Source organism: Acinetobacter sp. WC-323 (assembly GCF_000314615.1).
In the GTDB taxonomy this organism is placed as follows: Bacteria; Pseudomonadota; Gammaproteobacteria; order Pseudomonadales; family Moraxellaceae; genus Acinetobacter; species Acinetobacter courvalinii.
Map to the genome: position 1 here is coordinate 1 of NZ_AMZS01000028.1, position 11,817 is coordinate 11,817.

An 11,817-nucleotide genomic window follows, 5' to 3' on the forward strand; every position below is an offset into this window, starting at 1 on the left:
TGATGTTGCTAAGTAAATGACCTTCTTTACTGAGTCATCAGATGAAAAGATTTTCCTTTTCTTCGTTGAATGGCGTATTACGCTATTCAACGACTCAATCGCATTTGTTGTATAAATAGCATGACGTATTTCGGCTGGATAGCTAAAGATCGTTCGGATATTTTCCCAATTGGCCCGCCAGGATTCTCCAATTTTGGGATACTGGTGATTCCATTGATCACAGAAGATGTCTAGGGACTTTAAAGCATTTTCCTCTGTACTTGCCTGATAAATCGCTTTCAGACCCGACGTAACAGCCTTGTAGTCTTTCCAGCTTACAAATCTCAGGCTATTGCGTACAACATGCACAATACACAGTTGAATATCAGTATGAGGGTAAACAGAGGCTATCGCGTCAGGAAAGCCTTTTAATCCATCTACACAGGCAACAAGAATGTCCTGTACTCCTCGATTTTTTAGCTCTGTCATGACTGACAGCCAGAATTTGGCACCTTCTGTCTGAGCAATCCACATACCCAGTAATTCTTTTTGCCCATCCATATTGATGCCTAAAGCAAGGTATACGGACTTGTTAATCACATTGGAGTGCTGACGGACTTTGACAACAATACAGTCAAGATAGACAACAGGATAAAGGCTATCTAAGGCTCTATTTTGCCACTCAGTCACTTGCTCAATCACAGCATCGGTAACTTTGCTGATGAGAGATGCTGACACATCGGCATCGTACATTTCTTTGAAGAAGGCTACAATTTCCCTATTAGTCATTCCTTTTGCATACAGTGAGAGGATTTGGTCATCCATACTGGTGATGCGTGTTTGGTGCTTTTTGATAATTTGTGGCTCAAATGAACCTTCTCGATCACGGGGAATATCTAAAGCCAGTTGTCCATCTTGAGTTGTAATGGTTTTAGAACTAAACCCATTACGGCTATTTGAGCCTTTCTTGGGCTGATGCTTTTCATAACCGAGATGGTCTGAAAGTTCAGTATTGAGTGCAGTTTCAATCATGAATTTTTTAAAGACTGCTGTCATTTGGTTTAAGTCTTCTGGTGTTTTTAGACCTTTAGCCAATTCGGCAGCCATACTTTTGATTGTTGCTTCATCCATGTGAAGTACCTTTTGTAATTATCCTCTGAAGGATAAATGAAAATTAAGTACTTACACAAAATTTAGAACAGTCCCTAGCCTTTTGACATCTTAATTTACAGAAACACTGATAATGCTATAGAACTGATTGCTCGGCTTTTGTTTCATATCCACCGTTTCACTGACTTCAATCAAGTATTCTGCTGCTTTTGGAAATAACAGTTCAGCACTGCCATCCGCCGCTGTTTTCAAGCTGATTCCTTGCTTATCGGTTGCACCTTTAGCACGAATCACCACTTCAGCATTGGCTAAAGCCTTATTGGCCTTCGATACTTTAATTTTTACCGCCTGATTGGCTTTTAATTCATTTGGGTGGGTGAAGAACTCCACCTGAATCGGCGCTGTGCTGGCCTGAACGGGGGTATGTTTCTCCTTACTGACATAAGTCAATAATGTCCATTCGCGCGTGATTTCAACTGGCTTGATATTCTTGCTGTTTAGATCGGCAGGAATCACAAAATCGCGCTCAGCTTTTGCGGGCGCTTTATCGGCCGGCATATCAAAAAACATCTTCCATTGTTTTTGATCCTGGACATACTTCAATGGATATGAAGCTTTGGTTTGCACCAGATAAGTCCCTGCTTCAGGCAGTTTCAAATCAAATACGGTCGCTGAGTCCAGCTTAGTATTCGCTTGAATGGTAGTTTTGGTATTGTTCGGCGCAGTGATCGCAAATTTTGCATCTTTCAAGGCATATTCACTGTTTAAGGCTTCTTCTGCATAGCCAGAAATAATCGCCACTTGTGTTTGTTCAGTTGTATAGGCAATTGGTGCCACATAAGGTTCATGTGCAGCGCTATAGCCCGAAACAAGTAGCAATGAACTGATTAATAATTTTTTCATTTTTCCACCCTGAAAGTTTTCATCTAAATATATATGTTTTGCATTATAACGCATAAATGAAAATAATTATCATTACATGATATATTTTTTGACCTGAACTTATGCAGAGCATGAGATAAAAATTATGTGCTGTTTCACTTTTCTGAAAGCGACTCGAATATAATACGGCGGTACTTTTAGACTCGAGATATTATGTCCTCGCCAAGCTCTCCCTTGCACACATCTCCCTCACACAACTATTCCCTATTTTTGGTTATTTTTTCATTGGCTGTCGGTAGTTTCTGTATTGGAACAACTGAATTTGTGGCGATGGGACTGATTCAGGAAATCGCCACTGATTTAAATGTCAGTGTCCCGCATGCAGGCTATTTTATCAGTGCTTATGCATTGGGCGTGATGGTCGGCGCGCCGATTATTGCCATCCTCGGCGCTAAAGTTCCACGTAAGACCTTATTGCTGGGCCTGATGCTGTTTTATGGTCTGGCCAATGCAGCGACAGCTTTTGCAACCACCCCCGAAGCCATGTTGCTGTCCCGCTTTATTGCTGGTTTCCCACATGGGGCTTACTTTGGTGTCGCGGCACTGGTTGCGGCTGAACTGGCAGGCAAACAACGCCGTGCCACGGCGATTGCACAAGTGATGATGGGCTTAACCATTGCCAATGTGATTGGTGTACCCATTGCCACATGGCTCGGTCAGCAATTTGGCTGGAAAGCAGGCTTTGAATTTTCTGCCGTGATTGCGTTTATTACTCTGATTGGCGTTGGCTTATTTGTTCCGAATATTCCATTGCAAAAAACCGCCAGTATCAAAGCGGAACTGACAGGTTTAAAGAATATCAATATGTGGCTGACCCTTGCGGTTGGTGCAATCGGTTTTGGGGGCATGTTCTCGGTGTATAGCTATGTTTCTCCGATTCTCACCGAATATACCCATGCCAATATCAGTGTCGTGCCAATTGCTTTAGCAATTTGGGGCATAGGCATGGTCATCGGTGGCTTAGTTGCCGGCTGGCTGGCCGATAAAAACCTGTTTAAAACCATTATCGGAATTCTGATCAGCTCCGCGCTCGCCTTTGTAGCGGCCAGCTTTATGATGTCCAATCTGTATACCGCGATTGCAGCCTTATTCCTGATTGGTTTTACCGTGATTGGTTTAGGTGGAGCGTTGCAAACCCATCTCATGGACATTGCGGGAGATGCACAAACGCTGGCAGCTTCCCTCAACCATTCGGCATTTAACTTAGCTAATGCCCTTGGTGCATTTTTAGGCGGATGGGTACTCAGTCATAATATGGGCTGGTTAGCACCGATCTGGGTTGGCTTTGTCTTAAGTCTAGGTGGTTTAGCCATTTTATTGATTGCCTTGGCTTATGCCCGCTATTCACAGAACAATGAATCTGCTGTGTCTTAACAGCAGATGCCGCTATTGATATTAATGCACTAATTTCACAATCTGTCGATCATGCCATTTTGATAAAAATAACAAGGCCGTGATCGACCCAATCAGGGCAAAAAACATATCTGACTGTGTATCCCACTCGTCCCCTTGGGTACCCAAAAACTCTTCTGCGCCTTGACCTAAAGACAATGCAGCTGCCCATTCAATCAACTCATAACTGGCACTGATTGCCAGTACAATACAGATCACAATGAAACTGAGCATTTTGCCTTTGCTTAAAATATGATTGCGAATCAGGATTTCACGCGCAACCATAGCAGGTACAAAGCCCTGCATAAAATGCCCGATCTTGTCATAAGGATTGCGGTCTAGCCCTAACCATTGTGCAATTTCAAAACCCAACGGTACACGCGCATAGCTGTACGCCCCACCGACAATCAATACAATGGCATGCAAGAAAATAAGCCCATATAACAACGGACTGAGCGGAAAAGCTTTATGTGTCGCATACAATATCGGTATCACAATCAATACTGGTGTGACTTCAAGCCACCATGTGGTCCGGTCAAAAGGCTGAATCCCAGAAATGACCAATAAAGAGATTAAAATCGCTGTGCCCACATATAGTAAAGAAATACGCATCATCTTATAAGGTCGTGTTTATTTCCCTTTATCATATAAAAAACCCGAAGCAAGCGCTTCGGGTTTGTTGTTATCACGCTGACAGGCTGGATTTTACTTCACCGCATCGGCAACTTCTTTCAGCATGGCTTTCATCCCATCCAGACCATTGTTCATCAAATACCAGTTACTCGAATCCAGATAGACAATGTTGCCGTTTTTAGCCGCTTTAGACTGATTAATGATCTGGTTATTTAACACCTGTTTTGCACCTTGCTGATTTTCAGTAATGGCTGCACCACGGTCAATCACAAACAGGTAATCAGGATTTTTCTGGGCAATAAACTCATGTGACACCGCCATACCATGCAATCCCACCTTGATCGAAGGATCTGCTGGAGTAAAACCATAGAGGTCATGAATATTGCCAAAGCGCGAACCTGGGCCATAGGCCGCAATCTTACTATTATTGACCAGAACCACCAACGCGGTTTTGCCTTTGGTCTTGGCTTTTAAGGCCGCAATATCTTTTTCCAGCGTTTGTAATTGCTGCTCTGCTTCAGTTTTCTTGCCTACCATTTCAGCGATATTCAAAGTTTGCTGCTTAAACGAATTGAACTGATCGTTGTAGTCCACATCGACAAAGTAAGTTGGCGCGATCTGCTTGATTTGACCGACCAGATTTTCCATGCGACCACTCATCAGAATCAGTTCAGGCTGACTGGCTGCAATTTTTTCCAGATTTGGTTCTTTCACCGTCCCGACATCCAGATATTTACCTTCACTGAAATTTTGCAACACTTTCGGTAACGGCGTGCCTTTTGGCAAGGCCACCACTTTGTCGTCCGCGCCCAAGGCATGAATAGTATTTAAGGCGCTGGTATCCAGTACAGCAATACGGGACACATTCGCAGGAATGCTAATCTGACCAGCTTTGCTGTTAAAACTTAAGGTATCCTGTGTAGCAGCAGTATGGCTGTCCTGATTTGCCGAAGGTGTATCGGAATTACCACATGCAGCCAAAGCTACACTTAACATCATGACTGGCAATGTTTTTTTGAAAAGCATAACAAGCTCCTAACTAATAAAATACAAACCTAATTTATGTTGCTGAACCTGCTGGATCGGAATATGGAAATCGAAAATATCTTGCAGAATACGTTCATCCATCAACTGTTGTGGATGCCCTTGATACAGCAACTCACCTTCTTTCATGGCAATGATGTGATCGGCATAGACGGAAGCAAAGTTAATGTCATGAATCACCACAATGATGGATTTGCCATGATTCTCGGCCAGATCTTTTAACACCCGCATAATCTGGGAAGAGTGCTTCATATCCAGATTGTTCAAGGGTTCATCCAGCAAGATATAGTCGGTGTCCTGTGCCAGAATCATGGCGATATAGGCGCGTTGCCGCTGCCCACCGGACAATTCGCTGATTTGTCGGTGGCGTAAGGCTTCTAAATCCATATAGGCAATCGAACGGTCAATCACTTGACGGTCATCTTCAGTCAGGCGTCCTTGTGAATACGGAAAGCGGCCAAAAGCGACCAGATCCTCGATACTGAGACGCAGCTCGGTATGGTTGGACTGCTTTAAGATCGCCAGTTTTTTGGCAATATCGGCACTTTTCATCTGTTGCAAGTCTTGACCATCTAGCAAAACCTGCCCCTGATCCGCTTCGATTAAACGACTCATCATCGAAAGCACGGTACTTTTGCCTGCACCATTCGGCCCAATAAATGCGGTAAATTGCCCTTTGGCAATATTCAGCGATAGGTCATTCACGACCCGCTGTTGCTGATAGCTTTTACTTAAATGCTTGAGCTCTATTGCCATTTTTTATTTTCCTTCAATAAAATCCAGAAGAAATAAATTCCACCGACAAAGTTAATAATCACACTGAGCGTGGTTTTGAAATTCAGCACATGCAGCACCATGAACTGTCCAAGCATCAGACACAGAATGCTGACCAGAATGATGCCCAGCAGTAAGATATGATGTTGATGGGTCTTGAACAGTTCTAGGGTAATATTGAGTACCAACAACCCCAGGAACATCATTGGGCCAGCCAAAGCTGTTGCAGAAGCCAGTGCCAATACCACCAGAATCAACAGCAAGCGACTGGCCTTGTCATAATCCAGACCCAGATTCAGCGCATGATCACGCCCTAGCGCCATCACATCCAGCGTGTGATAGTGCTTTAAGCCATACAACAGAATCGGCACAATGGTCAGCAAAGACAATCCAACCGTTTCCATTTTCACCACATTAAAACTGGCAAAGCCGGCATAGGCAGCAATCTGGAATTCATCTGGATCGAGCAAGACCTGAAAGAAAGTGGTCATGTTGTCGAATAAAGTCGAACAGATCAGCCCCACCAACAGCAGGAAATAAATATTTTGCTGCGCCACTTTCTGGAAAATAAAGCGATACAGCAGCAAGGCAAAAGTCACCATGAGCAGCAGACTGATCAGATAATCGGTGACAAAATTCAGTGACAATAACGTACTGGCACCAAAGAAATAGATAATCGCCGTTTTAGACAGTTCATATAATTTATCCAGTCCCAATGCCTGCGGCGTCACCACCCGATTATTGACAATGGTATGGAAAATCAAGGTCGAAACACCGACCGCAGTTCCCGCTACTACGATGGCGGCAACGGTTCTTAAACGCAGATTCAAGGCATATTGCCAGGCCACACCCAGATTCCAGCCAAGATAGAGTGCAATACTTGCAATCACAGCTACAGCTAAAATCATTAACTTGATTTTATGTGGCATAGCGATATCTCCTAAGCAGCAGCCACAGGAAAATGACACTGCCCACTACCCCCATAATCAGACTGACAGAGACCTCATAAGGAAAAATCACCACCCGACCAAATACATCGCAAAGCAGAACCAGCAAAGCACCCAACAATGCAGTATGAGAAAGGGTTTTCCGGATATTGTCACCGAGGTATAAGCTCACCAGATTCGGTACAATCAAACCGAGAAATGGAATCGCCCCGACGGTCACAATCACCACTCCGGTAATCACTGACACCAGTAACAGGCCAATAAAAAGCGTCTGTTTATAATTCAGCCCCAGATTGGTGGCAAAATCCTGTCCCAAGCCAGCCAGAACAAAACGATTGGCAAAGAAATAAATCAGAATCAATACCGGTACACTGAGATAGATCAGCTCATATTGCCCATTTAAAATGGTAGAAAAGTCCCCTTGTAACCAACCTGCCAAGTTCTGCAACAAGTCCAGTTGTAGCGCAATAAAGGTGGTAAAGGCTGAAATGATACTGCCAAAGATCATCCCCACCAGTGGCACAAAAACCGTATCACGATGCTTGAGCGTCGCCAGAATACTCATAAAGGCCATCGCGCCAATAAGCGTTACCGCAATAGCAAAACCTGTTTTAATAAAAATTGAAGCACTGGGCAGTAAAATGATTGAAACCAGAACGCCTAAACGGGCACAGTCATATAAGCCTGCGGTGGTGGGAGACACAAAACGGTTACGACTCAACGACTGCATGATCAGACCGCAGACACTCAGCCCCGCACCTGCCACAACAATTGCCATGAGACGCGGTAAACGACTGGTCCAGAACAGCTGCCTGTCTTGAGGGTTACCCGCCCACAAACCCGCAAGGCTCATCTCGCCTACACCGACAAATAAGGAAATCATTGCCAGTGGAAGTAATAATAAAATCAGGTAACGCCGCTTAATCATGTTGGGAGAACTTCATAGGATGCGTAAACTTAAAATAAGCTTAAAAAATACAAAAAAGATAATAAGAAATTATCACAAAAGAGAAATATTATTGTTAAATTTTTTAAATAGATTTTAATCTCTATTAAACTAAACTTAACATTTAAAGAATTTTATGTTTCGCTATAAAACGTGTTAAGTACTAAAAAATCTAAGTTACAGCGCGCTAAAATTATTCAGTCTTGAAAATGATTAAGAACTTGAGCTTAACCCTGCTCTACATTTCTATAATAAATTTTTGAATTATTCAGGAAGCTTTTCACCACAATGCGGGCAAAAACGGTAATGCTTCTTTTCCTGCTCCTGATCTTCAAGCAATTTTTCCCTGACCAGTTGCATGATAATTTCATGGGTCGGCTCTTTGGGTAAACCGACTTTCTTGCGGATCCGTTCAATTTCAATCTGATCATGCAGCAAGTCCAGCCCTTTGGCTTGCAAGACTTCACGAAACTCCTGTTCCAGTCGCTGATTTCGCATATTCAATTCATTGGCGAGACCCGAAGCCAGAATACCCGCGGGCAAAGCAGCAATACCGACACCGAGAATGGTAATAAATGCACCTAGTATCCGCCCCAAATTAGTCACTGGGGTCACATCGCCATAACCGACCGTGGTAAGGGTGACCACCGCCCACCACATCGATTGTGGTATCGAACTAAAGGCTTCAGGCTGGGCTTTATTTTCAACCACATAAATCGCAGATGCGGTCATGACAATCATAATGACCAGAATAAAGATGACCGCCTGAAATGAACCTTTTTCACGCTGAATGACGCGTAATAGAATTTGCAAGGAAACAAAGTAGCGCGTCAGCTTCAATAAACGGACTAAACGCAAGACCCGCAAGAAGCGTAGGTCAATTGGCACAATAAAGTTGAGATAGGCAGGTAGAATCGCCAACAAATCAATAATAGCCCCGCCACTTTTCATCCAGCGAATCCGTTGCTTCCAAGCCGCTTCTTGGGGTTCCTGCTCAACAATACTCCACAGTCTAAGCAGATATTCGCCACTAAAAATCATGATCGAGAGATTTTCAAAGATATCGAAATGAGGCTTATACAGTTGATAGAACTCGTTCACCGACTCCAGCAGAACGGCAGCAACGTTACCGATGATCAAGGCAATCAGCAAATAATTTACGCAGGTACTGACACTACTTTTATAGTCATCATTATGTAGGTTGTTATAAACAAATCGTCTTAACTGTTGCCATGAAAGTTGAGTCATACCGTACTTATTGTTTGATCAAGCAAGCTCAAAATGTAGCATGATGCTTTCATATTTAATAAGAGATTTTAATCTGAAGCCCTATTTTCCCGTATCAAACAAAATCATTTGCCAATTCATTGCCCTGTATAACGCTGTTTCAACAAAACTTTCTTTGCAGTTGGGCCTCCGCTTCAACCATAATAAAAGCTTCGTGGTTATTTCTTTAACGATTCATTCATAAAGAACTATAAATTTTATTAAACCCGTGACAACAAGGGGAATTTAACATGGGATTTAAAGCTCTCCCGACGCTGATCTCTTTATTTATTGCATTGATTATCTGGTTCGTGATTCCTGTACCTGCTGGCGTTGATCCTGATGCATGGCATTTATTGGCGATGTTTGTCGGTGTAATTGCCGCCATTATTGGTAAAGCCATGCCGATTGGTGCCATCGCGATTATCGCCATTACCCTGGTCGCCGTGACCGGTATCACCAGTGATAGTCCAAGTGGTGCCATTCAGGATGCACTCAGCAGCTTTGCCAATCCACTGATCTGGTTGATCGGTATTTCGATCATGATCTCTAAAGGATTGCAAAAAACCGGTCTGGGCGCACGCTTAGGCTATTTATTTATCGCGGTATGGGGCAAAAAAACCATTGGTATCGGTTATAGCATGGTGTTGTCTGAACTGATTCTTGCGCCAGTAACCCCAAGCAATACTGCACGTGGTGGCGGGATTATCCACCCGATTGTCCGTGCAATTTCGACCAGTTATGACTCTGACCCAGCCAAAGGCACCGAAGGTCGTATGGGGAAATACTTGGCCTTGGTCAACTACCAAGCCAATCCGATTACCTCTGCCATGTTTATTACCGCAACCGCCCCTAACCCGCTGGTGGTCGATCTGGTGGCAAAAGCAACCAACAGTCAGATTTCATTGAGCTGGAGTACCTGGGCACTGGCAATGTTATTACCGGGTTTAATTGCCCTGATTATCATGCCGTTAATCATGTACTGGATGTATCCGCCTGAAGTCAAGGAAACCCCAAACGCAGCGCAGTTTGCCAAAACCAAGTTAAAAGAAATGGGGCCTGTCAGCAAAAATGAAATCATTATGCTGGGTGTATTTGGGATTTTACTGCTGTTATGGGCAGGCATCCCTGCCATGATTTTCGGTTCAGCTTGGGCGGTTGATCCGACCACGACTGCCTTTATTGGCTTGGGCTTGCTGCTGATTACGGGCGTACTGACTTGGGAAGATATTCTGACGCAAAAAAGCGCTTGGGATACCATTACCTGGTTCGCAGCTTTGGTGATGATGGCAACTTATTTAAATAAGCTCGGTTTAATCACGTGGTTCTCAGGTGTGCTAGAAACGGGGATTGGTCATTTAGGTTTAAGCTGGATGCCTGCCTGTTTATTGCTGATGCTGGCCTATCTCTATGCACATTATATGTTTGCCAGTACCACGGCACACATCACTGCCATGTTTGCAGCCTTCTATACGGCTGGACTGGCGCTGGGTGCACCACCGATGTTATTTGCCTTAATGATGGCAGCAGCTTCGAGTATCATGATGACCTTAACCCATTATGCAACGGGTACATCACCCGTGGTATTTGGTTCGGGTTACACCACACTGGGTGAATGGTGGAAAGCAGGCTTTGTCATGAGTGTCGTCAATATCATCATTTTTGTGGTGATTGGTGGACTTTGGTGGAAAGTGTTGGGTTATTGGTAGGATTAATTAGTTGAAAAAAGCCCCTTTCAAAAGGGCTTTTTTATTTATTCTTGGCAACTATCAATACTGATTTGTACATAGTTCGGATCTAGTTGACCGTCTTTAAAAGCATTAAATAATTTTTCTAATCTTTTTTTATTTCCAGGATATGAACAGTATAATTCTTTAATATCATTAATTTTACTTAATGAAGCAAGTTTACTTAAAGAATCAACTGCACCTTGTTCGACTCTATTCCAATTAACTTTAAGTTCTCTTAAATCATAATTATTACGATTTGCCGTATACATAATATGATAATAATAAAAGTTCTTTTCTTTTGGGTTTAACCTTTGAATATCATCAACAATCATCTTTATTGCGTCATAATTTTCTCCAAACCATTTTGGTTGAAAGCTTTCCATAAAAGTATTATAAATTACTCTATGTTTAGGATATTTAGCAATACCATCCTGATATGCCTTTAAATAATCCTCTTCAAGTCCTAAATCACGCAAAATCATTAAAACAACATAGTAATAAAATGGGTCTTTAGAAGCAACCTCATAATTTTCCATTAAAAAGTTCAAATTTTTAATAGATTGATCAGAAAAATATTGCAAATTCTTTTCTGAGATTTGGGAAGTATAATCTCCCCCTCTAACACTCCAAGCCTGTTTTCTAATCCAAAGTGCATAATAAATATAACCCAATGGAGATTCCGGTTCGGTTTGAAACCATTGCCGAGCAATTACGATATTATCTTTAAAATAGTTTGGTGAAGTTACTTTATATTTATTTACAATACCAAGAAAATAATCCAAATAGCTAGTATGTTTAAATTTACCGTCATAATTATATTCCTCACTATTTAAAAGCTGTTGAGCTTTCTTTGAAATTTCTTGGAACTTTTTTTCTTCGATCAAGTCTTCAACATCAGACAAAGTTTCATTTTTTTTAGGATAAGTACCTTGATCTACTAACTTTATGTGAGCTAACTTTGTATATGCTACTTGTGCGAAAGTTTGTGTAGAGCAAAATATTAATAATATAAGAGATAAATTCTTTAGTTTCATAAATCTAATTTCTAAATTAC

The 11,817-nt window shown here is 42.4% G+C and carries 11 protein-coding genes; 2 read left to right on the forward strand and 9 right to left on the reverse strand.

Annotated features, from left to right (window positions below; all coding sequences use genetic code 11):
- Both ACINWC323_RS14975 and ACINWC323_RS14970 read right to left on the reverse strand, forming a co-directional pair.
- The coding region (locus ACINWC323_RS14975; RefSeq protein ID WP_009506471.1) for an IS256-like element ISAba26 family transposase at window positions 1–1,110 on the reverse strand (1,110 nt) is incomplete at its 3' end.
- 90 nt (window positions 1,111–1,200) lie between these two features.
- The gene (locus ACINWC323_RS14970; protein WP_032881149.1) at window positions 1,201–1,992 is read right to left on the reverse strand and encodes a DUF4198 domain-containing protein; all 792 of its coding nucleotides are present in this window, start codon (window positions 1,990–1,992) and stop codon (window positions 1,201–1,203) included.
- Between the two features lie 192 nt (window positions 1,993–2,184).
- On the opposite strand from ACINWC323_RS14970, the gene ACINWC323_RS14965 reads away from it, so the two are divergent.
- The gene (locus tag ACINWC323_RS14965) at window positions 2,185–3,405 is read left to right on the forward strand and encodes an MFS transporter (RefSeq protein ID WP_032881137.1); all 1,221 of its coding nucleotides are present in this window, start codon (window positions 2,185–2,187) and stop codon (window positions 3,403–3,405) included.
- A 21-nt stretch (window positions 3,406–3,426) separates the two neighbouring features.
- On the opposite strand, the gene ACINWC323_RS14960 is transcribed toward ACINWC323_RS14965, so the two are convergent.
- From ACINWC323_RS14960 to ACINWC323_RS14935, 6 genes are all read right to left on the reverse strand, one after another.
- Window positions 3,427–4,035 carry a DUF2238 domain-containing protein gene (locus tag ACINWC323_RS14960; RefSeq protein ID WP_032881151.1) on the reverse strand — a complete coding sequence of 203 codons (609 nt, stop codon included), beginning with the start codon at window positions 4,033–4,035 and terminating at the stop codon, window positions 3,427–3,429.
- Between the two features lie 93 nt (window positions 4,036–4,128).
- Window positions 4,129–5,082 (reverse strand): siderophore ABC transporter substrate-binding protein, encoded by a 954-nt coding sequence (locus ACINWC323_RS14955; RefSeq protein ID WP_009509522.1) that lies wholly within the window; start codon window positions 5,080–5,082, stop codon window positions 4,129–4,131.
- 9 nt (window positions 5,083–5,091) lie between these two features.
- Window positions 5,092–5,856, reverse strand: coding sequence for an iron ABC transporter ATP-binding protein (locus ACINWC323_RS14950; protein ID WP_009509520.1), 765 nt, complete (start codon window positions 5,854–5,856; stop codon window positions 5,092–5,094).
- A complete protein-coding gene (locus tag ACINWC323_RS14945; protein WP_009509499.1) occupies window positions 5,847–6,803 on the reverse strand; it encodes an iron chelate uptake ABC transporter family permease subunit in 957 nt (318 codons plus the stop codon). Before ACINWC323_RS14945 ends, ACINWC323_RS14950 begins: the two co-directional genes overlap by 10 nt.
- Window positions 6,793–7,749, reverse strand: a complete 957-nt coding sequence (locus tag ACINWC323_RS14940; protein ID WP_009509534.1) for an ABC transporter permease — start codon at window positions 7,747–7,749, stop codon at window positions 6,793–6,795. The genes ACINWC323_RS14945 and ACINWC323_RS14940 overlap by 11 nt, the downstream gene beginning before the upstream one ends.
- 282 nt (window positions 7,750–8,031) lie before the next feature.
- Window positions 8,032–9,015, reverse strand: a complete 984-nt coding sequence (locus tag ACINWC323_RS14935) for an ion transporter (protein ID WP_009509545.1) — start codon at window positions 9,013–9,015, stop codon at window positions 8,032–8,034.
- 269 nt (window positions 9,016–9,284) lie between these two features.
- On the opposite strand from ACINWC323_RS14935, the gene ACINWC323_RS14930 reads away from it, so the two are divergent.
- Window positions 9,285–10,742, forward strand: a complete 1,458-nt coding sequence (locus ACINWC323_RS14930; RefSeq protein ID WP_009509509.1) for a DASS family sodium-coupled anion symporter — start codon at window positions 9,285–9,287, stop codon at window positions 10,740–10,742.
- Window positions 10,743–10,786: 44 nt separating this feature from the next.
- On the opposite strand, the gene ACINWC323_RS14925 is transcribed toward ACINWC323_RS14930, so the two are convergent.
- Window positions 10,787–11,797 (reverse strand): hypothetical protein, encoded by a 1,011-nt coding sequence (locus ACINWC323_RS14925; RefSeq protein ID WP_032881139.1) that lies wholly within the window; start codon window positions 11,795–11,797, stop codon window positions 10,787–10,789.
- Between the last annotated feature and the right edge of the window lie 20 nt (window positions 11,798–11,817).

What these genes read in the sequence shown, in the direction of transcription:
- ACINWC323_RS14930 (WP_009509509.1), top strand. Translation starts at nt 9,285, where the DNA reads ATGGGATTTAAAGCTCTCCCGACGCTGATCTCTTTATTTATTGCATTG.
- ACINWC323_RS14935 (WP_009509545.1), bottom strand. Translation starts at nt 9,015, where the DNA reads ATGACTCAACTTTCATGGCAACAGTTAAGACGATTTGTTTATAACAAC.
- ACINWC323_RS14940 (WP_009509534.1), bottom strand. Translation starts at nt 7,749, where the DNA reads ATGATTAAGCGGCGTTACCTGATTTTATTATTACTTCCACTGGCAATG.
- ACINWC323_RS14950 (WP_009509520.1), bottom strand. Translation starts at nt 5,856, where the DNA reads ATGGCAATAGAGCTCAAGCATTTAAGTAAAAGCTATCAGCAACAGCGG.
- ACINWC323_RS14955 (WP_009509522.1), bottom strand. Translation starts at nt 5,082, where the DNA reads ATGCTTTTCAAAAAAACATTGCCAGTCATGATGTTAAGTGTAGCTTTG.
- ACINWC323_RS14965 (WP_032881137.1), top strand. Translation starts at nt 2,185, where the DNA reads ATGTCCTCGCCAAGCTCTCCCTTGCACACATCTCCCTCACACAACTAT.
- ACINWC323_RS14925 (WP_032881139.1), bottom strand. Translation starts at nt 11,797, where the DNA reads ATGAAACTAAAGAATTTATCTCTTATATTATTAATATTTTGCTCTACA.
- ACINWC323_RS14970 (WP_032881149.1), bottom strand. Translation starts at nt 1,992, where the DNA reads ATGAAAAAATTATTAATCAGTTCATTGCTACTTGTTTCGGGCTATAGC.
- ACINWC323_RS14945 (WP_009509499.1), bottom strand. Translation starts at nt 6,803, where the DNA reads ATGCCACATAAAATCAAGTTAATGATTTTAGCTGTAGCTGTGATTGCA.
- ACINWC323_RS14960 (WP_032881151.1), bottom strand. Translation starts at nt 4,035, where the DNA reads ATGCGTATTTCTTTACTATATGTGGGCACAGCGATTTTAATCTCTTTA.